The sequence below is a fragment of the Candidatus Pelagibacter sp. PS_43 genome, from assembly GCF_059417795.1.
Window position 1 is genome coordinate 466,239 of sequence record NZ_CM182066.1, and the last position, 19,432, is coordinate 485,670.

33 protein-coding genes are annotated in these 19,432 nt (G+C 29.2%); 30 read left to right on the forward strand and 3 right to left on the reverse strand.

Annotated elements, in window-relative coordinates; genetic code table 11:
- Positions 1-5: 5 nt before the first annotated feature.
- Genes rpsJ through AC5SLL_RS02625 form a run of 27 tightly spaced genes read left to right on the forward strand, consistent with a single transcriptional unit; the run spans position 6 to position 13,981 of the window.
- Positions 6-314: a 30S ribosomal protein S10 gene (gene rpsJ, locus AC5SLL_RS02495; protein ID WP_006996810.1), complete on the forward strand. Its 309-nt coding sequence runs from the start codon at positions 6-8 to the stop codon at positions 312-314.
- A 2-nt stretch (positions 315-316) separates the two neighbouring features.
- Positions 317-1,027 (forward strand): 50S ribosomal protein L3, encoded by a 711-nt coding sequence (gene rplC / locus AC5SLL_RS02500; protein WP_494573600.1) that lies wholly within the window; start codon positions 317-319, stop codon positions 1,025-1,027.
- Entirely contained in the window at positions 1,027-1,650 is a 624-nt protein-coding gene (rplD, locus tag AC5SLL_RS02505; protein WP_494573601.1) for a 50S ribosomal protein L4, read from the forward strand. The genes rplC and rplD overlap by 1 nt, the downstream gene beginning before the upstream one ends.
- A 1-nt stretch (position 1,651) precedes the next feature.
- Positions 1,652-1,945: a 50S ribosomal protein L23 gene (gene rplW, locus AC5SLL_RS02510; RefSeq protein WP_494573602.1), complete on the forward strand. Its 294-nt coding sequence runs from the start codon at positions 1,652-1,654 to the stop codon at positions 1,943-1,945.
- Positions 1,946-1,948: 3 nt separating this feature from the next.
- A complete protein-coding gene (gene rplB / locus AC5SLL_RS02515; RefSeq protein ID WP_494573603.1) occupies positions 1,949-2,794 on the forward strand; it encodes a 50S ribosomal protein L2 in 846 nt (281 codons plus the stop codon).
- Positions 2,794-3,087 carry a 30S ribosomal protein S19 gene (gene rpsS / locus AC5SLL_RS02520; protein ID WP_494573604.1) on the forward strand — a complete coding sequence of 98 codons (294 nt, stop codon included), beginning with the start codon at positions 2,794-2,796 and terminating at the stop codon, positions 3,085-3,087. The genes rplB and rpsS overlap by 1 nt, the downstream gene beginning before the upstream one ends.
- Before the next feature lie 2 nt (positions 3,088-3,089).
- Positions 3,090-3,488: a 50S ribosomal protein L22 gene (rplV, locus tag AC5SLL_RS02525; RefSeq protein WP_494573605.1), complete on the forward strand. Its 399-nt coding sequence runs from the start codon at positions 3,090-3,092 to the stop codon at positions 3,486-3,488.
- The gene (gene rpsC, locus AC5SLL_RS02530) at positions 3,472-4,152 is read left to right on the forward strand and encodes a 30S ribosomal protein S3 (protein ID WP_494573606.1); all 681 of its coding nucleotides are present in this window, start codon (positions 3,472-3,474) and stop codon (positions 4,150-4,152) included. Before rplV ends, rpsC begins: the two co-directional genes overlap by 17 nt.
- 2 nt (positions 4,153-4,154) lie before the next feature.
- Complete coding sequence (rplP, locus tag AC5SLL_RS02535) at positions 4,155-4,565, forward strand: 50S ribosomal protein L16 (RefSeq protein WP_494573607.1); 411 nt, start codon at positions 4,155-4,157, stop codon at positions 4,563-4,565.
- Between the two features lie 2 nt (positions 4,566-4,567).
- Complete coding sequence (rpmC, locus tag AC5SLL_RS02540; protein ID WP_347186771.1) at positions 4,568-4,759, forward strand: 50S ribosomal protein L29; 192 nt, start codon at positions 4,568-4,570, stop codon at positions 4,757-4,759.
- Positions 4,752-4,988 carry a 30S ribosomal protein S17 gene (gene rpsQ, locus AC5SLL_RS02545; protein WP_494573608.1) on the forward strand — a complete coding sequence of 79 codons (237 nt, stop codon included), beginning with the start codon at positions 4,752-4,754 and terminating at the stop codon, positions 4,986-4,988. The genes rpmC and rpsQ overlap by 8 nt, the downstream gene beginning before the upstream one ends.
- Positions 4,985-5,353, forward strand: a complete 369-nt coding sequence (gene rplN / locus AC5SLL_RS02550) for a 50S ribosomal protein L14 (RefSeq protein WP_347186773.1) — start codon at positions 4,985-4,987, stop codon at positions 5,351-5,353. The genes rpsQ and rplN overlap by 4 nt, the downstream gene beginning before the upstream one ends.
- Positions 5,353-5,601: a 50S ribosomal protein L24 gene (gene rplX / locus AC5SLL_RS02555; protein ID WP_494586943.1), complete on the forward strand. Its 249-nt coding sequence runs from the start codon at positions 5,353-5,355 to the stop codon at positions 5,599-5,601. The genes rplN and rplX overlap by 1 nt, the downstream gene beginning before the upstream one ends.
- Positions 5,601-6,155 (forward strand): 50S ribosomal protein L5, encoded by a 555-nt coding sequence (gene rplE / locus AC5SLL_RS02560; protein WP_347186775.1) that lies wholly within the window; start codon positions 5,601-5,603, stop codon positions 6,153-6,155. The genes rplX and rplE overlap by 1 nt, the downstream gene beginning before the upstream one ends.
- 2 nt (positions 6,156-6,157) lie before the next feature.
- Complete coding sequence (gene rpsN / locus AC5SLL_RS02565) at positions 6,158-6,463, forward strand: 30S ribosomal protein S14 (protein WP_347186776.1); 306 nt, start codon at positions 6,158-6,160, stop codon at positions 6,461-6,463.
- A 10-nt stretch (positions 6,464-6,473) separates the two neighbouring features.
- Positions 6,474-6,869, forward strand: coding sequence for a 30S ribosomal protein S8 (gene rpsH / locus AC5SLL_RS02570; RefSeq protein WP_347186777.1), 396 nt, complete (start codon positions 6,474-6,476; stop codon positions 6,867-6,869).
- A complete protein-coding gene (gene rplF, locus AC5SLL_RS02575) occupies positions 6,869-7,408 on the forward strand; it encodes a 50S ribosomal protein L6 (protein WP_347186778.1) in 540 nt (179 codons plus the stop codon). The genes rpsH and rplF overlap by 1 nt, the downstream gene beginning before the upstream one ends.
- Positions 7,408-7,764: a 50S ribosomal protein L18 gene (rplR, locus tag AC5SLL_RS02580; protein WP_494573609.1), complete on the forward strand. Its 357-nt coding sequence runs from the start codon at positions 7,408-7,410 to the stop codon at positions 7,762-7,764. Before rplF ends, rplR begins: the two co-directional genes overlap by 1 nt.
- Before the next feature lie 2 nt (positions 7,765-7,766).
- A complete protein-coding gene (rpsE, locus tag AC5SLL_RS02585) occupies positions 7,767-8,279 on the forward strand; it encodes a 30S ribosomal protein S5 (protein WP_494573610.1) in 513 nt (170 codons plus the stop codon).
- Positions 8,279-8,737: a 50S ribosomal protein L15 gene (rplO, locus tag AC5SLL_RS02590; protein ID WP_494573611.1), complete on the forward strand. Its 459-nt coding sequence runs from the start codon at positions 8,279-8,281 to the stop codon at positions 8,735-8,737. The genes rpsE and rplO overlap by 1 nt, the downstream gene beginning before the upstream one ends.
- A gap of 10 nt (positions 8,738-8,747) precedes the next feature.
- Positions 8,748-10,028, forward strand: a complete 1,281-nt coding sequence (secY, locus tag AC5SLL_RS02595; protein WP_494573612.1) for a preprotein translocase subunit SecY — start codon at positions 8,748-8,750, stop codon at positions 10,026-10,028.
- 5 nt (positions 10,029-10,033) lie between these two features.
- Positions 10,034-10,675, forward strand: a complete 642-nt coding sequence (locus AC5SLL_RS02600; RefSeq protein ID WP_494586944.1) for an adenylate kinase — start codon at positions 10,034-10,036, stop codon at positions 10,673-10,675.
- A 55-nt stretch (positions 10,676-10,730) separates the two neighbouring features.
- Positions 10,731-11,114 carry a 30S ribosomal protein S13 gene (gene rpsM, locus AC5SLL_RS02605; protein WP_494573614.1) on the forward strand — a complete coding sequence of 128 codons (384 nt, stop codon included), beginning with the start codon at positions 10,731-10,733 and terminating at the stop codon, positions 11,112-11,114.
- A gap of 7 nt (positions 11,115-11,121) precedes the next feature.
- The gene (gene rpsK, locus AC5SLL_RS02610; RefSeq protein ID WP_494573615.1) at positions 11,122-11,574 is read left to right on the forward strand and encodes a 30S ribosomal protein S11; all 453 of its coding nucleotides are present in this window, start codon (positions 11,122-11,124) and stop codon (positions 11,572-11,574) included.
- Between the two features lie 3 nt (positions 11,575-11,577).
- Entirely contained in the window at positions 11,578-12,606 is a 1,029-nt protein-coding gene (locus AC5SLL_RS02615) for a DNA-directed RNA polymerase subunit alpha (RefSeq protein ID WP_494586945.1), read from the forward strand.
- Positions 12,606-13,043, forward strand: coding sequence for a 50S ribosomal protein L17 (gene rplQ, locus AC5SLL_RS02620; RefSeq protein ID WP_494573617.1), 438 nt, complete (start codon positions 12,606-12,608; stop codon positions 13,041-13,043). Before AC5SLL_RS02615 ends, rplQ begins: the two co-directional genes overlap by 1 nt.
- 23 nt (positions 13,044-13,066) lie before the next feature.
- Positions 13,067-13,981, forward strand: a complete 915-nt coding sequence (locus tag AC5SLL_RS02625; protein WP_494586946.1) for an RluA family pseudouridine synthase — start codon at positions 13,067-13,069, stop codon at positions 13,979-13,981.
- On the opposite strand, the gene lipB is transcribed toward AC5SLL_RS02625, so the two are convergent.
- Positions 13,962-14,582, reverse strand: coding sequence for a lipoyl(octanoyl) transferase LipB (gene lipB, locus AC5SLL_RS02630; protein WP_494586947.1), 621 nt, complete (start codon positions 14,580-14,582; stop codon positions 13,962-13,964). The genes AC5SLL_RS02625 and lipB overlap by 20 nt on opposite strands.
- A gap of 62 nt (positions 14,583-14,644) precedes the next feature.
- Here lipB and mgtE point away from each other — a divergent pair, with 62 nt between their 5' ends.
- Entirely contained in the window at positions 14,645-16,018 is a 1,374-nt protein-coding gene (gene mgtE / locus AC5SLL_RS02635; RefSeq protein WP_494573620.1) for a magnesium transporter, read from the forward strand.
- Here the strand turns inward: mgtE and panC are convergent.
- On the reverse strand, positions 16,015-16,857 hold the full coding sequence (gene panC, locus AC5SLL_RS02640) for a pantoate--beta-alanine ligase (RefSeq protein ID WP_494586948.1): 843 nt from the start codon (positions 16,855-16,857) through the stop codon (positions 16,015-16,017). The two genes, mgtE and panC, sit on opposite strands and share 4 nt — an antisense overlap.
- Positions 16,858-16,861: 4 nt before the next feature.
- On the opposite strand from panC, the gene AC5SLL_RS02645 reads away from it, so the two are divergent.
- Positions 16,862-17,677 (forward strand): sugar phosphate nucleotidyltransferase, encoded by an 816-nt coding sequence (locus AC5SLL_RS02645; protein ID WP_494573622.1) that lies wholly within the window; start codon positions 16,862-16,864, stop codon positions 17,675-17,677.
- Positions 17,674-18,972: a UDP-glucose dehydrogenase family protein gene (locus tag AC5SLL_RS02650; protein ID WP_494586949.1), complete on the forward strand. Its 1,299-nt coding sequence runs from the start codon at positions 17,674-17,676 to the stop codon at positions 18,970-18,972. Before AC5SLL_RS02645 ends, AC5SLL_RS02650 begins: the two co-directional genes overlap by 4 nt.
- Here AC5SLL_RS02650 and AC5SLL_RS02655 read toward each other — a convergent pair.
- On the reverse strand, positions 18,969-19,430 hold the full coding sequence (locus AC5SLL_RS02655) for a RidA family protein (RefSeq protein ID WP_494573624.1): 462 nt from the start codon (positions 19,428-19,430) through the stop codon (positions 18,969-18,971). The genes AC5SLL_RS02650 and AC5SLL_RS02655 overlap by 4 nt on opposite strands.
- Positions 19,431-19,432 lie beyond the last annotated feature (2 nt).

Here is a 19,432-nt window from a genome sequence, read left to right on the forward strand (position 1 = left end):
TCATTATGGAAAAACAAAATATAAGAATTAAATTAAGAGCATACGATAATAAAATTTTAGATGCTTCTACAGAAGAAATTGTAAACACGGTAAAAAGAACAGGTGCTACGATTAAGGGTCCAATACCTTTACCAACTAGAATTGAAAGATATACAGTTTTAAAAGGTCCACATATCGATAAAAAAAGTAGAGAACAATTTGAAACAAGAACGCATAAAAGACTAATAGATATTATAGAGCCAACACCTCAAACTGTTGAGGCTTTAATGAAACTTGATTTAGCATCAGGTGTTGATGTGGAGATTAAAATTTAATCATGAGTGAAATTGCATTAATTGGAAAAAAAATTGGTATGACTAGGGAGTTCTATAAAACAGGACGACTAGTACCCGTTACAGTCATTAAGATGGAAAAAGCAAGAGTTATTCAAGTAATTAACGAGGATAAACGAGGATACAAGGCTGTGCAGCTTGGTTTCGGTAAAATTAAGGCTTCAAAACTTACTAAGGCAATGAAAGGTTTTTATGCTAAAAAAAATACAGAAGCCAAAAAGAAATTAAAAGAATTTAGAGTAGAAGATACTGAACAGTATAAAGAAGGCAATGAGTTTGGATTAGAAATATTTAATGAAGTAAAATTTGTTGATACCACATCTAAAACTATTGGTAAGGGTTTTGCTGGAGCAATGAAAAGACATAATTTTGGGGGATTAAGAGCCACACATGGTGTTTCAGTCTCTCACAGATCTCATGGTTCAACTGGTCAAAGACAAGATCCAGGTAAAGTTTTTAAAGGAAAAAAAATGGCTGGACATATGGGTGACAGATTAAGAACTATGCAAAATTTAGAAATCGTTAAAACCGATTTAGAAAATGAATTATTATATTTAAAAGGTTCAATTCCTGGATCAAAAAACACTGAAATTTTGGTTAAAAAATCAGTTAAAGTTATTAATAAAATGACTATTAATGAAAAAATTGTTGCTGCAGAAGAAGCTAAAAAAACACCGGATAAAAAGAAAAAATAATGAAAATTGATAAAATAAATTTAGACGGAAAAAAAGTTTCTATTGAAGTTTTAGACAAAGTTTTTGGAGCTAAAATCAATAAGAAATTAGTTGATAATGTTTTGTTTAAAACAAATGCAAACTACAAGGGTAGACACGCAAAAACCAAACAACAAAATGAAATTACTGGATCTACCTCTAAAATTTATGCTCAAAAAGGAACTGGTGGTGCTAGACATGCTAGTAGAAAAGCGCCTATTTTCGTAGGTGGTGGTGTCGCACATGGTCCAAAGGGAGAGTTAGCCTACAAAAAAAGAAAATTAAATAAAAGTGAAAAAAAACTAAGTATTGCTTCATTGATAACTGAAAAAAATAAATTAAATAATCTATTAATCTTTAATGATTTTGGAAGTGAGATTAAAAAAACAAAAGAGATGAATTTAATAATCAAGAAATTTGAAATTACAAACTCATTAATTGTTTTAGATAAATTATCTAAAGAAAAAATAGAAAAATCTGTAAGAAATATTCCAAATGTTAAAGTTACAGATATTAATCATTTTAGTGCTTTTGATATAATAAAATTTAAAAAAGTAGTCTTTACTGAAAGTTCAGTTAAAGAGCTAGAAAAGAGATATTCGTAATATGGACAAGATACATCTATACGATAAGATTTTATCACCGATGGTTACTGAAAAAACCACAAATTTATCTGAGCAAAATAAAATTGTGTTTAGGGTGCCTCGTGCTGCAAACAAAACAAACTTAAAAAAAAATATTGAAAAAATTTTTAAAGTGAATGTAACAAAAATAAATATTATCAATAAACAGAATAGATCTAAAGTAACAAGAGGCAAAAAAGTTAATGTCCAAGGTTACAAAAAAGCAATAGTAACACTTAAAAAAGGTCAAAGTATTGACCTAACAACAGGAATTTAAGAAATGGCATTAAAAACTTTTAAACCATATACAAAATCAACTAGAGGAACAATTTTAGTTGATAGAACTGGACTATGGAAGGGAAAACCTTTTAAAGCTTTAGTAGAACCAAAAAGTTCTATGCGTGGAAGAAATAATAATGGTCACATAACTTCTCGTAATATGTCAGGTGGTGGACATAAGCAAATGTATAGAGTTGTAGATTTCTACCGAAAAAAAATTGATATGCCAGGTACTGTAGAAAGAATTGAGTATGATCCAAATAGATCTTGCTACATCATGCTTGTTAAGTTTGATGACGGACAACATTTTTACTATTTAGCTCCTCAAAAAATTCAAGTTGGAGATAAAGTTGAAAATGGTCCTGAAAAAGAAATTAAAGTTGGTAACTGTATGCCACTAAGAGATATTCCAGTAGGTATAAACATTCATAATGTTGAATTAAAGCCCGGAGCAGGTGGAAAAATTGCAAGATCTGCAGGAACTTCAGTTACAATCAGCGGTCTAGATGGAAATTATTCATTAATTAAGATGACCTCTGGAGAAGTTAGAAAAATTGACTCAAGATGTATGGCAACTATTGGGGTACTTTCAAATCCTGATCAAAAAAATATAAAAATAGGTAAAGCTGGTAGATCTAGATGGCTTGGTCGAAGACCTCATACTAGAGGAGTTGTGATGAACCCAGTTGATCACCCTCACGGTGGTGGTGAAGGTAAAACAGCAGGTGGAAGACACCCTGTATCACCTACGGGTCAGTCAGCCAAAGGATTAAAAACAAGAGATAATAAGAGTACTGACAAATTTATTGTAAGAAGAAGAAATAATAGGAAGGATTCTAAAAAATAATGTCTAGATCAGTGTGGAAAGGACCATTTGTTGAAGAAAGCTTGATCAAAAAAGTTGAAAAACAAAAATTAGATCCAAAAAAAATGCCTATTAAAACATGGTCAAGAAAGTCTACAATTATTCCTGAATTTGTTGGAGTAAGCTTTTTAATCTACAATGGTAAAAAATTTATTCCTGTAACGATATCAGAAGATATGGTCGGACATAAACTTGGCGAATTTTCTCCAACAAGAACATTTTTTGGACATACACCAGCTGATAAAAAAGCAAAACCAGCTGAAACGAAAAAATAATTATGAGTAAGACAAAAAAAATTAATAAATTAAAAGAAAACACTGTTAGATCAGTTAATAACAACATCAGATCTAGTGTTAGAAAACTAAATCCAATTTTAAAAGCTATAGTAGGCAAAAAAGTTGATGTTGCAATTCGAGAACTTCAATTTTCTGCTAAAAGAATTACTAAAGAAATCAGAAAAACAGTTTCATCTGCAGTTGCAAATGCAGAAAATAATAATCAATACGATATAGATAAACTAATAGTTAAAGAGGCATATTGTGGAAAAAAAGTTGTTATGAAAAGGTTTAGACCAAGAGCCAAAGGAAGAGCAGCTCCGATTTTGAAACCATATTCAACAGTTACTATAATTTTATCAGAAGCAAAAAAAATGGAGAGTCATGGGACAAAAAGTTAATCCAGTAGGTTTTAGACTTGGTGTGAATAGAGGATGGGACTCTGTTTGGTATGCGAAAAAGAAAGATTTTGGAAATTATTTAATAGAAGATTTTAAAATAAGAGAATATATCAAAAAAAATGTAGTTAATTCTGGTGTTTCAAAAGTTATGATCGAAAGAACATCAAACAAATGTTACGTTACCATTTATACTTCTCGACCAGGTTTTGTGATTGGTAAAAAAGGTAGTGATATTGATAAAATTAAAAATAATTTATCAAAATTTACTAGCAATGAAGTTACTCTAAATATTAAAGAGGTAAAAAAACCTGAAACTAATGCATATTTAGTTGCAGAAAATATTGCTCAGCAACTTGTTAAAAGAATTTCATATAGAAGAGCAATGAAAAGAGCTATGCAATCTTGTCTAAGGTTAGGAGCAAAAGGAATTAAAGTATCTATTAGTGGGAGATTAGGTGGAAATGAAATTGCAAGAACTGAATGGTTAAGAGACGGAAGCATTCCTTCTCACACTTTAAGAGCTGATATTGATTATGCTGAAGCTGAAGCACTAACTACTTTTGGGATTATTGGTATCAAAGTATGGATCTATAAAGGAGAAGTTTTTGCTAAAGAATTTAGCCAAGAAACAAATAAAATAGTACCAAAAGAGGTTAAAGAATAATTATGCTACAGCCAGTTAGAACAAAATACAGAAAAGCTCATAAAGGAAGAATTCATGGTACAGCAACACGTGCAAGTAAAATAAATTATGGATCTTATGCTTTGAAAGCAATGGCCCCAGAAAGAATTATTGGTAAACAAATTGAAGCTGCTAGAGTCGCTTTAACTAGACACATGAAAAGACAAGGTAGAGTTTGGACGAGAATTTTTCCAAATATTCCTGTTTCAAAAAAACCTGTAGAAGTACGTATGGGAAAAGGCAAGGGTGCACCAGAATATTGGGCTTGTAGAGTTAAGCCAGGCAGAATTTTATTTGAAATTGATGGTGTTTCAGAAACTATTGCTAAAGAAGCCCTTTACAAAGCTTCAGCTAAATTACCAATTAAAACTAAATTTATTAAAAGATTTGTATAAAAATGAAAAAACAAGAAATTAAAAAATTATCAAAAGATGAAGTTATCAAGAATATTGATAAATTAAAAAAAGATTTATTTAATTTTAGATTTCAAAAAATTAACTCACAAGTTACAAATCCATCTAAAATAGGACAGACTAAAAAAACTATAGCAAGATTAAAAACTATACTAAAAGGAAAGTTAAATGCCTAAAAAAATATTAACAGGAGTAGTAACTAGCGATAAAGCCAATAAAACTATAACTGTTTCAGTTGAAAGAAAATATTCACATCCTGTATTAAAGAAAGTTGTTAAAGTAAGAAAAAAATATAACGCTCATGATGAAAAAAATAAATATAAAATTGGAGACACGGTTTCAATTATTGAAAGTAAACCTTTTTCAAAAAATAAAAAGTTTCAAGTAATGGATGGATCTAAATGATACAAGTACAAACAGAATTATTAGTAGCTGATAACACTGGTGCAAAAAGAATTGAATGTATCAAAGTTTTAGGTGGTTCTAAACGTAGATATGCAAGTATTGGAGATACCATTGTAATTGCTGTTAAAGAAGCTTTACCAAAAGGTAAGGTAAAAAAAGGATCAGTTCATAAAGCTGTAGTAGTAAGAGTTAAGAAAGGCATTCATAGAGATGATGGGTCTAAAGTTAGATTTGATAACAATGCAGCTGTTCTAGTTGATGATAAAGGTGAACCTGTTGGCACAAGAATTTTTGGTCCTGTAACAAGAGAATTAAGAAATAGAGGTCAAATGAAGATTATTTCATTGGCTCCAGAGGTTTTATAATGATTAAAAAAGGTTTAAAAGTGAGAATTTTAACTGGAAGAGATAGAAAAAAAGAAGGTGAAGTTATAGAAATTGATAGACCTAATAATAGAGCAAAAGTTCAAGGAATTAACATTGTTAAAAAACATGTCAAAACAACAAAAGAAAAAAAAGGTGGAATAATTTCTAAAGAAAGCTTTATTCATTTATCTAATTTAAAACTTGTTGATGACAAATCGAAAACAAAAAAAATTGAGGCTAAGAAATAATGACACCTAGATTAAAAGAACTTTATTACAAAGAAATCCAGCCACAGTTAAAAGAGCAGCTTGGTTTTAAAAACACTTACATGGGTCCAAAATTACAAAAAGTAGTTATAAATATGGGCCTAGGTTTAGATGGTGCGGATGCAAAAATCATGAAATCTACCGAAGAAGATTTAGGAAAAATTGCTGGCCAAAAACCAGTTGTTACTAAATTTAAAAAATCAGTTGCAAATTTTAAGACAAGAAAAGGCACAAATGCAGGATTAAAAGTTACGTTAAGAGGTAACAAGATGTATGAATTTATAGATAGATTAGTGAATATTGCCTTACCTAGAATTAAAGATTTTAGAGGCTTATCACCTAAGGGTTTTGATAAGTTTGGAAATTATACTTTTGGAATCAAAGAACATATAATTTTTCCTGAAGTTAACTTCGATAGAATTGATAAAATTAGAGGTCTTGATATTGTTGTCGTGATTTCTGCGATAAGTAAAGAGCATAGTTTTGCTCTACTAGAAAAACTTAATTTCCCGTTCATTAAAAAAGGAGATAATTAAAAATGGCAAAAGTAAGCGCAATTAATAAAAACAATAAGAGAATTAAACTTTCTGATAGGCTTTATAAAAAGAGACAAGCTTTAAAGAAGATTGTAATGGATAAGAAAATATCATTAGAAGAAAGATTTAAAGCTCAACAAAAATTATCAAATTTACCACGTAATTCTGCAAAAAATAGAGTTATGAACAGATGTCAAATTACAGGTAGACCGCATGGTGTTTACAGAAAATTAAAAATATCAAGAATAGCCTTAAGAGACTTGGGACTGCATGGATTAATTCCTGGCATGACTAAGTCCAGTTGGTAGAAAGGATAATATGAGTTTAAGTGACCCAATTGGGGATATGATTGCAAGAATAAAGAACGCTCTACTTAGAAACCATAAAAAAGTATCACTGCCTTCTTCTAACTTTAAAGTTAAGATTGCAGATATTTTAAAAAGTGAAGGCTTTATAAAAGATTATAAAATTGAAACAGATGATAAAAAACCAACATTATCTGTTGACCTTAAGTATTACTCAGGAAATCCAGTAATTAGCACTTTTGAAAGAGTGTCTAAACCAGGAAGAAGAATATTTTCTAGTGCTGATAGCTTACCAAAAATTAACGGTGGTCTTGGAATAGCAATTGTATCAACACCAAAAGGTGTAATGACTGATATTGAAGCTAGAAAACAAAAAGTAGGTGGCGAAATTATTTGTAAGGTATTTTAATGTCTAAAATTGGTAAAATAAGTATTTCAATCCCAGAAAAAGTAAAAGCAGTTCTATCTGGCAATGTTTTGAACATAGAGGGGCCATTAGGTAAAAAATCGTTAAACGTTGATTTAGATATGTTTAATGTAGATATTGCTGAAGGCAAAGAAATATCAATTAAACCAAAAAAATTAGATCAAAATTCAAAAAGATTATGGGGCATGAATAGAAGTCTAATAAATAATGCAGTAATTGGTTCAAGTAAAGGCTATGAAAAAACACTTGAGCTTGTAGGAGTTGGTTATAGAGCTGCCCTTAAAGACAAACAGCTAAATTTACAGCTAGGTTACAGTCATGATATAAACTTTGATATCCCTGAAGGTATTAAAATTGCTGTAGAAAAACAAACTATAGTTAAAGTTAGTGGATCAGACAAACAACAAGTGGGAATGGTTGTTTCAAAAATAAAATCTTTTAGAAAGCCAGAACCTTATAAGGGCAAAGGTATAAGAGAAAAAGGACAGTATATTTTAAGAAAAGAAGGAAAGAAAAAATAATGAAATTAAACACAATTCAAAGAAAAAAGTTTAGAGTAACTGGAAAGTTAAAAAAGGTATCTTCTCCAGACAGACTAAGATTGAGTATTTCTAGATCTGCAAATAATATTTCAGCTCAAATTATTGATGATACAAAAAATATAACTGTGGTCTCATGCTCATCTGTAGAAAAAGATATCAGGGCAATGGATAAAACTAACAAAACTGAAATTTCAAAAATTGTAGCTGAAAAATTAGCAAAAAAAGCACAAGAAAAAAAGATAACAAAAATATATTTTGATAGAGGAATATATAAATATCACGGTAGAGTTAAGGCTTTTGCTGATACTTTACGTAAAAATGGAATGGAATTTTAATTATGGATTTTAAAAATAAGAACGATGACGGTATCTTAGAAAAATTAGTTCACATCAATAGAATTACAAAAGTTGTAAAAGGTGGACGTAGGTTTGGTTTTTCAGCACTTGTGGTTGTTGGAAATCAAGCAGGAAAAATTGGTATAGCTCACGCAAAAGCAAAACAAGTACCTGATGCTATAAAGAAAGCTAATGAAACAGCACGTAGAAAATTAATACATATTCCACTTAGAGAAGGAAGAACTATTCACCATGATGTTTATGGTAAAGATGGTGCTGGTAAAATTGTTTTAAGATCAGCTCCTAAAGGAACCGGTATTATTGCTGGTGGACCTGTTAGGTCTGTTTGCGAAGTTTTAGGTATAAAAGATATTGTTGCAAAATCTATGGGAACATCTAACCCACATAATATGATTAGAGCAACAATGAAAGCTTTATCAAAACAAAATTCACCAAAACACATAGCAACGATTAGAAATAAAAAAATTTCTGATGTAATTGAAAAAAGAGGATAATGAGCACACTTAATACAACTGGAAAAGTTACAAAGAAAAAAATTAGAGTAGGTAGAGGTATTGGATCTGGTAAGGGTAAAACATCTGGAAGAGGTGTGAAAGGTCAAAAGTCAAGATCTGGTGTAGCAATAAAAGCTTTTGAAGGTGGACAAATGCCTTTATATAGAAGACTGCCTAAAAGAGGATTTAATGCAATCAAAAGATACCAGGCAGCAATTGCAATTATTAATTTAGAAAAAATTCAATCATTTATTGATGAAAAAACTATCAATTCAAGTGATGTTATTAACATAGCTTTATTAAAAAAATTAAAATTGATTAATAAAAACTCAGATAAATTAAAAATCCTTGGTACAGGAGAGATCAAAGATAAAATAAATATTGAAGCTGATTTAATCTCAAAGTCCGCAGTAGAAAAACTTGAAAAAGCAGGTGGATCAATACAGTTAAAAAAATAATTAAGATATTATGAGTGCATCTTCTCAAACTAATGATCTTAAAAATCGAATAATTTTTACAATATTTATTCTAGCAGTCTACAGATTTGGTACATTTGTACCTCTTCCAGGTATTGACCCAGATCAATTGCAGGTAATGATGGATGGTAATCAAAAAGGGTTGCTAGGCATGTTTAATGTTTTTGCAGGAGGAGCTGTTAGTAGAATGGCTATATTTGCATTAGGTATAATGCCTTATATTTCCTCATCTATTATTGTTCAGTTGTTAACTGGTGTTTCTGATTACTTTAAGCACTTAAAATCTCAAGGTGAAACAGGTAGAGCAAAAATTACTCAAATTACAAGATACGGAACTGTTTTGCTTGCTACAATTCAAGGTTACGGATTATCGATTGGTCTAGAGTCTTCACCAAACTTAGTTATAAACCCAGGTCTATTTTTTAAAATAACTACTGTTTCAACTATTGTTGCTGGCACAATGTTTTTAATGTGGTTAGGTGAGCAAATTACACAAAGAGGGATTGGAAACGGTATCTCGCTAATTATTTTTGCTGGTATAGTTGCTGAAATACCAAGAGCTTTAGTTACTACTTTTGAGTTAGGTAGAACAGGAGCTGTTTCAACATTCATGATTATAGCAATATTTGTTTTATTAATTGCCACAATAATGTTTATCGTTTTTATGGAAAGAGCATTAAGAAAAATTCTTATAAACTATCCAAAAAGACAAATGGGTAACAAAATGTATGGTGGAGAGTCTTCTCATTTACCTTTAAAGATAAACCAAGCTGGAGTTATCCCTGCTATTTTTGCTTCTGCTTTATTGTTATTACCAGTGACTTTTTCAGGATTTAGCTTTTCTGACAATGATACATTTTTAAATATAAGTTCTTATTTTACACAAGGTCAGCCTCTTTATATGATCTTATATGCTTCAGGAATAATATTTTTTACTTTTTTTTATACCTCAATTACTTTTAATCCGACTGAGACTGCAGATAATTTAAGAAAATATGGAGGGTTTGTTCCTGGAATTAGACCTGGTGAAAATACAGCATTATATATTGAAAAAATTATAACAAAACTTACAACAATTGGCGCTCTTTATTTAACATTAGTTTGTTTAATGCCTGAGTTTTTAATTGCAAATTATCCAATACCTTTTTACTTGGGTGGAACATCAATTCTAATTGTTGTTGTTGTAGCAATTGATACCGTAACTCAAATACAAACTAGATTAATGAGCTCTCAATACGAGCAATTAATAAAAAAAACAAAATTCGGTAAGTAAAAATCGTGAATATAATTTTATTTGGACCCCCAGGTGCTGGAAAGGGGACTCAAGCACAGTTCATTGTAAAGAAGCATAATTATTTTCAATTATCAACGGGTAATTTATTAAGAAATGAAGTTAAGCTAAATACTGAACTTGGAAGTGAAATTGAAGAACTTATTTCAAACGGAAAATTTGTTTCAGATGAAATAGTGAATAAATTGCTGAAACAATCAATTACTAATTTAAAATTTAGAGATAGAATTATATTTGATGGCTATCCAAGAAATGTCGAGCAAGCAATTAATTTAGAAATTATATTGAATGAATTTAATCAATCTATAGGTCATACAATATTCTTAAATGTTTCAAGAGATATTATTGAAAAACGTATTATGGGAAGAATGACCTGTGATATATGCAATATGACTTTAAACGCTTATTTTAACAAAAAAGAAATTGAATTGCATCCCTGTGGTGCTGAACATTTAAAAAAAAGAAAAGATGATAATTTAGAAGTGGTCATCGCAAGATACGATACTTATATGACGGCTACAAAACCTGTATTAGATTTTTATATTAAAAATTCAAATTTCACAGAAATTGATGGAGCAGATGAAATTGGTCAAATTACCAATAAAATTAATGATATTCTTAAGGTTTAAGACGTTGACTTTGGAACATCTTCTTATATAAAAGGCTAAATTTATTCTCAAAAATATGGCTCGTATAGCAGGTGTAAATATTCCGCAAAACAAACTTGTTCACATAGGACTTACCTATATCTATGGTATTGGTGATAAGTTTTCTAATCAGATTTGTACATCACTTGAAATTCCCAGAGAAAAAAGAATTAATGAACTTACTGACGAAGATATTCTAAAAATTAGAGAATATATTGACTCAAACTTTAAAGTAGAGGGTGACTTAAGAAGAGATTATTCTTTAACCATAAAAAGATTAATCGATCTTGCTTGTTACAGAGGGTCTCGTCACAGAAAAAAACTTCCTGTTAGAGGGCAAAGAACAAGATGTAATGCAAGAACAAGAAAAGGTAAGGCGATCGCGATTGCAGGAAAAAAATTAACACCACTTAAAAAATAATTTATTTATGGCTAAAGTTGACAAAGTTGAAAATAAGGATGCTGTTGTAGAAAAAAAAGCTGATAAGAAATCTAAAAAAAGCTCATATTCTAAAAAAAAGAAGATAAAGAAAAATATTCTTAATGGTATTGCTTATGTGCAATCAACATTTAATAATACAATAATATCCATCGCAGATACTAATGGTAACGTTATTTCATGGGCTTCGGCAGGACAAAAAGGATTCAAAGGTTCAAGAAAATCAACTCCATATGCTGCACAAATTGCTGCAGACTCTGCCGCATCTAAAGCTTTAGAGTACGGAATGAAAACTTTATCAGTTGAGGTTAAAGGACCTGGTTCAGGAAGAGAAACTGCTTTGAGAGCTTTACAAGCAAGAGGTTTTAAAATTCTTTCAATTAAAGATACTACACCAATGCCACATAACGGCGTAAGACCACCAAAAAAAAGGAGAGTTTAATAAATGGAAAGTTTAAATGTAAATGCAAAAAATTGGAAAGCATTAATTAAACCAGCCCAATTAGATGTAAAAATTAATGATGATAAATCACATGCAAAAATTGTAGCAGAACCTTTAGAAAAAGGTTATGGATTAACATTAGGAAATTCACTAAGAAGAATTTTACTTTCATCTATAAGAGGAGCCGCTGTAACTTCTATTCAAATTGATGGTGTGCTACATGAATTTACATCTATAAAAGGTGTTAGAGAAGATGTAACAGATATAGTTCTTAACGTTAAATCTTTAGCATTAAAAAGCTCATCTGAAAGTACTAAAAAACTTATTTTAGACGCTAAAGGTCCTGGTGAAATTAAAGCCTCTGATATAACACCAGTTACTGATATTGAAATTTTAAATCCAGATTTAGTTATCTGTAACCTTGATGAAAATACACATTTTCACATGGAAATGAATGTTGGCACAGGTAAAGGTTATGTCCCTGCTGTAATGAATAAACCTGAGGAACCACCATTAGGTTTAATAGCAATAGACTCTTTATATAGCCCAGTTAAAAAAGTTTCTTTTTCTGTTAGCACAGCTAGAGAAGGAAAAGCTCTTGATTACGATAAGTTAACTATGGAAGTTGAAACAAATGGTTCAATTTCAGCTGAAGATGCAGTTGCTTATTCTGCTAGAATTTTTCAAGATCAACTAAATATGTTTGTTAATTTTGATGAACCAGTTGAAGCTCCTATAAAAGAAGTGTCAACTGAACCAGAATTTAATAAGAACTTATTAAGAAAAGTTGATGAACTTGAATTATCAGTACGTTCTATGAATTGCTTAAAGAATGATAATATAATTTACATTGGTGATTTAGTTCAAAAATCTGAAGGTGAAATGCTTAGAACACCTAATTTTGGTAGAAAGTCATTGAATGAGATTAAAGAAGTATTAACTGGCATGTCTTTATATCTTGGTATGGAAATACCTAACTGGCCACCAGATAATATTGCTGAAATGTCTAAGAAGTTAGAGGAACAGATCTAATGAGACACGGAATGGCCAATAAGAAGTTAAACAGAACTTCTGAACATAGAAAAGCTTTACTGAAGAATATGCTAAATTCTTTAATAAAATATGAACAGATTACAACGACACTTCCAAAGGCTAAATTCCTAAAACCCCAAGCAGACAAGATTATAACACTTGGAAAAAAAGAAACTTTACAAACTACAAAAATGTTAATGTCAAAACTACAAGATATTTCATCAGCAAATAAGGTTAAAAAAACTTTATCTAAAAGATATGCCTCTAGAAATGGTGGTTATACTCGAATAGTTAAGGCAGGTTTTAGATATGGTGACAATGCACCAATGGCAGTAATTGAATTTGTTGATAGAGATGTAGAAGCTAAAAGAGTTGATAGAAAGAAAAAAGACGTTTCAAAAGATAAAACTGAAGAGAAAAAATTAGCTACTGCTTAATTTTTATATAATAATATAACATCATGAAAAAGTCATTCAACGTTGATTCAACGTTCAACGATATGCGTATCGACAGATGGATTCGTAATAATCTTGGTAATTATCCACAAAGCTTAATTGAAAAAAGTTTAAAAAGTGGAAAAATAAAAATAAACACTAAAAAAGTAAAAAGCTCACATAAAGTTAAAACTGGTGATGTGATTAATATTTTTAATTTTGATTTTAAAGAAACTATAGCTCAAAAAACAATTAAATTTGTTCCTACAGAGGAGGTTATTAAGGAAAATGAGGATTTGATTATTGATAACAACGAAGATTTTATTGTTTTAAATAAGAGTGCAGGTATTTCGGTTCAAGGTGGAACTAAGTCTAAAAAAAATCTAGTAGATATTTTTGCTCGAAGTGAGATTTTTCAAAATACCAAACCTTTTTCAGTTCATAGATTAGATAAAGATACCTCAGGTGTTTTTATTATGGCTAAACATAGAGAGTCAGCCCAACTATTAACATCTCTATTTAGACTAAGAAAAGTTCACAAAACTTATCTTGCCATTTGTCATGGAGAACTAGAGAAAGACTCTGGTGAATGGAATAATGATTTAACAAGGTATGATAATGATAAAGAAATAGTTGAAAAAGCTAGAACTCTTTATAAGGTTTTAGATAAAAATTCTATATGTAGTTTAGTTGAAATGAAACCTATAACGGGACGAAAACACCAATTAAGAAAACAACTTTATGCTGTTGGATGCCCTATTTATGGAGACCAAAAATATAAATTTAGTAATACTGACAAGGCAATTAATAAGAATTTAATGCTACATTCATATCAAATTAAATTTATGATAAAGGATAAGAAGTATACCTACACGGCTTTGTTACCCGATTATTTTAAAAAACTTTTAAAAACTAAAAGACTTAGACTTCCAAATTCTTAGAAAATTTATCAATAACGATATCTTTTAAATTCTCATAATTTTGGTTATTGATCATTTTAAGATTAGTCACACTTTTATCTGAAATACCACAAGGTATTATTTTTTTATAATTATTAAGATCATTATCAATATTGATTGCAAAACCATGATAAGCAATCCACTTACTCACTCTAACTCCAATTGCTGCAACTTTACTAATTTCATCATTATGCTTAATCCAAATTCCTATATTTTTAGGATCTCCAAAAGTTTTGATATTAAATTCTAATAAACTTTGAATAATTGTTTTTTCAATTAATGTAATAAATTTTCTAATATCTTTTTCTCTCTTTTTTAAATCGATAACAAAGTAACAAATTAGTTGTCCTGGACCATGATAAGTAATTTTGCCACCGCGATTTGTTTTAACTAGATTTATTTCATTATTGAGAACTTCCTCTGATTTATAGCTGGTACCAGCAGTAAATACTTCTTCATGTTCAAGAATCCAAATTAGTTCATTATTTTTACCACTATTTATTTCAATCAGTCTATTTTCTAAGAAATTTATAGCATCTTGGTATTTTACTGGTTTTGTTGACTTTTTTATCTCTATCTTCATTTATAAATTGTATTATTCTTATTATACACTATTAGTGCAAAAATTGATTTATAGGTAAATTTATGTCTTTAATAAAAAAAATAAAAGATAAAAAAGTTAATTTTGAATTTAACAAAGAGTATATAAAAGTAGTTACTTCAAAGATTAGCAATAATGATGCTGAATTTATTACAAATTCTTTTAATGAAATGCATCCAGCTGATGCTGCTGATATTATTGAACACTTAAATCAAAGCGATAGAGAAAGTTTAATTAAACTTAATAAATTTAATATCGATCCTCAAGTTTTTATTGAATTAAATGAGGCAATACAATCTGAAATTATAGCCTATCTATCACCTGAAAGTATTGTTAGACTTTTAAAGAATCTTGAGTCTGACGATGCCATCACAATATTAGAAAACGTAGAAGAAAAAGATAAAAATTCTATATTAAGCTCTTTACCACCTAAAGATCGTTTCGCATTATTGGAAAGTTTAAGTTATCCAGAAGATACAGCAGCGAGAATTATGCAACGAGAATTTACAGCAATTCCAAGCAATTGGTCTGTAGGTCAAACGATAGATTATTTAAGAGATAATAAAGATTTACCTGAAGAATTTTTAGAAATTTTCATAATAGATGAGGATTTTAAACCAATAGGAACCGTTCCTTCTTCTAAAGTTTTAACTACTTCTCGAGAAACAAAAATGTTGTCTATTATGTCGGAATCTCAATTATTAATTCCTGTTGATATGGACAAAGAAGAAGTGGGACATGTTTTTGAAAATTATAATTTAAATTCAGCTGCAGTTGTAGACAAAACTAATAAGTTAGTTGGAATGATCATGTATGATGATATTTTAACTGTCCTTAAAGAAGAAGCAGAAGAAGATGCTTTAAGATTGGCTGGGGTAGGAGATGAGGAAATTACAGATGGTGTTTTTAAGAAGACAAGACGTAGATTTAATTGGTTATTATTAAATTTATTTACTGCTTTTCTAGCAACATGGGTTATTAGTTTATTTGGTGCCACTATAGAACAAATGGTTGTGCTGGCATTTTTAATGCCAATTGTAGCTTCAATGGGTGGTAATGCAGGAATGCAAACTTTAGCTGTAACAGTTAGAACTTTAGCAACCAACGATTTAACTAAAAACAATTTTACACAAAATATTCTCAAAGAATTTAATATAGGTATTTTAAATGGAATTATTTTTGCAGTAATTAGTGCATTAATAGTTCAATTATGGTTTCAGGATAATTTACTTTCATTGATTATTTCTATGTCCATGATTATTACAATGATGGTAGCAGGTTTATTTGGAATTGTTGTACCCATTACCTTAAAAAAGATGAGCATAGACCCAGCAATTGCCTCAAGTGTATTTGTTACAACAATTACAGATGTTATTGGTTTTGTATCTTTTCTAGGAGTAAGTGCGTATTTTCTTTAAAAGTTATCTATAAGTCGAATACCACTTAAATAATAAGCAACAAATAATTTGAAATTATGTTTTTTAATTTTTTTACTCAAATTTATAAGATTTCTACATTCTAAATATTCAATCTTTATATTAAATTTTTTTATAAGATTATGAGAGGCTTTTTTTATTAAGTTTTTATCTTTAATATTTTTTTTGATCAATTTCTTTAATTTGAATAATTCACCAGCAATTGTTCCAGCTATTTTTAGATTATGAGCATTTAATAAAAAATTTCTCGTTGATAAAGCTGCTTTATTAGAGTCTCTGATAGTTTTACAAACATTAACTTTAGTTTTATATTTTTTCTCAATAAAATTACGTACTAAAAAGAATTGTTGATAATCTTTTTCACCCATCCAAATAATTTTTGGTCTTATTATGTTTGTTAAACGGTCTAAAACATCAATAACCCCTTCAAAATGACCTTTTCTAAATTTAGCACATAATATTTTTTGTGATTTTTTTAATAAAATTTTGTTCAGTTTTTTTTTACCATAAATCTGATCTACTGAAGGAATAAAAAGGTAGTCAATCTTTAATTTCTTAAGAAGCTTAATGTCTTTATTAAGGTTTCTAGGATATGTTTTATAATCTTTTTTGCTGTTAAACTGTGAGGGGTTTACAAAAATACTTACTAGAGTTTTTTTACATTTTTTTTTGGAAATATTTATAAGTGATACATGGCCTTTATGTAAACCACCCATTGTAGGAACAAATCCCAGTCCTTTCTCTTGGACTATTGCCTTATTTAAATCAACTATCTTTCGTATTAATTTCATTTGTAATAATAGTATTAATAAGTAAAACATTTATATGATTAAACAAGCAATTATTCCGCTTGCAGGACTTGGAACAAGACTGCTACCTCTCACAAGTGTTTTTGCTAAAGAACTTTTACCAATTAACGGTAAACCTGGAATAGAATATATTTTAGATGAATGTATTAATGCTGGTATAAAAGAAGTTATTTTTATTATCTCAAAAAAAAAATTAATGATAAAGAATTATTTTTATAACGATAAATTTTATAAAGATATTATTAAAAAGAAAAAAGACCAAAGAATCATTAAAGAGTATAAAAAAATATTAAAATACAAAAAAATGATTAAATTTGTATTTCAAGAAAAACCATTAGGAACAGGTGATGCTGTTTTAAAAACAAAAAAATTTATTAAAGATAAATATTTTTTAATGTTATTACCTGATGATCTAATAATGAAAAGTAATTGCTCAAAGTCTATGATTTCTATTCATAAAAAATATAACTCTTCTGTTATGGCGAGCATGAAGGTTAATAAGAAAGATGTTTCTAGATGGGGTATTTACAATATAAAAAAGAATATTGATAAAAATAATTTTATAATCAAAAATGTTGTAGAAAAGCCTTCAATTAAATCTGCTCCATCAAAAAATGCTGTTATTGGTAGGTATATTTTGCCTAAAACAATTTTTAAAAAGTTATCAAAGTTAAGACCTGGTAGTGGTAAAGAAATTCATATCACTGATGCTATTCAATCTTTGATAGATGAAAATTATAGATTTATTGGACATAACTTTAATGGCAAATATTTAGACTGTGGAACAATGAACGGTTATATTAACTCTACTTTAGAAATTGCAAAGATATGAAACTATGTATGATAGGCACTGGCTATGTAGGTTTAGTAAGCGGTGTTTGCTTTTCTGATTTAGGTAACGATGTCATTTGTGTTGATAAAGATTCAAATAAGATTAACAATCTTAAGCAGGGCATTATTCCTATTTATGAGCCTGGTTTAGAAGAGTTAGTTTTAAAAAATTTTAAAAACAACAGATTAAAATTTACAACTAATTTAAAAGAAGCTGTTTTAAAATCTGATATTATTTTTATATGTGTTGGAACACCTACCAAAAAAAATAGCAGTGCTGCTGATTTAACACAGGTTTATGATGTAGCTAAAGAAATTAGCAGATCTATTTCTAAATTTAAGATTATTATTACTAAATCGACTGTACCTGTTACTACGGGAGATGAAATTGAAAAAATAATATCAAAAAAAATACCAAAAAAGTTATTTTCTGTTGTTTCAAATCCAGAATTTTTAAGGGAAGGTGAGGCTATAAGAGACTTCATTTACCCTGACAGAATTGTAATAGGTACATCAAATAAAAGATCAAATAAAATTTTAAAAAATCTCTATTCTCCACTTATATCTAAAGGTGCAAAATATATTAATACCTCAAGAAGAGCAGCAGAGTTAATCAAGTATGCGTCTAATGCTTTTTTAGCCACAAAGATAACCTTTATTAATGAACTTTCTAATCTATGTGAAAAAATAAATGTGAATATTGAGGATATTTCTATTGGAATGGGTCTTGATAAAAGAATTGGTAGTCGTTTTTTAAGAGCTGGTCCGGCTTATGGTGGATCATGCTTTCCAAAAGACACGAAAGCTATTGTTTCAACTGGTGACAAATTTAAAACAAATTTATCAGTAATCAAAAGTGTAATTAAATCTAATGACAATAGATCATCTTTATTACTTAAAAGAACTTTTGAAATTTTAAACAACAAGATAAAAAATAAGAAAATATGTTTTCTAGGTGTAACATTTAAAGCAAATACAGATGATATGAGAGATTCGTCTAGTCTATCTATGATTCCTTTGTTACATAAAAAAGGTGCAAAAATTAATTACTTTGATCCTACTGGTGAGAAAAATGATTTTAAGAAATTAAAAAATGTAACATTTTCTAATGATATTAAATCTGCAATTTCTAACTCAGATCTAATTATTATTCACACTGAATGGAATGACTTTAAATCAATAAATTTTAACAAACTCGTTAAAAACAAAAATTATAAAATCTTTGACATGCGAAACATTTATTCAGCAAAAAAAATGTCCGAGCAGAAAATTAAATATTTTGCTATTGGATCCTAGTTTAATTCAAATATTGCATCAACTTCTACTGACACGCCTAGAGGTAAACTATTAGTACTAACTGCTGCTCTGGTATGCATTCCAGCTTCACCAAAAACTGATACAATTAAGTCAGAGGCACCATTAATTACTTTTGGTTGTTCAGTAAAATCTTCTGTAGAATTTACAAATCCGGTTAACTTCACACATGATTTAACTTTAGAGAGGTCATCATTGCAAGCTTTTTTTACTTGAGAGATAATGTTTAGGCCACATCTTTTAGCCGCTTCATACCCATCTTCAGTGCTTAATTCTTTGCCAATTTTACCTTTAATTAGCTCACCATCTACATTAGTAGAAATTTGTCCTGATATAAAAAGCATTTTGCCAATTATTTTTGATGCCACATATGAGCCTACAGGATCTCTTGCTTCTGGTAATTTTAATTTTAATTCGTTAATTTTTTCATCATAATTCATTT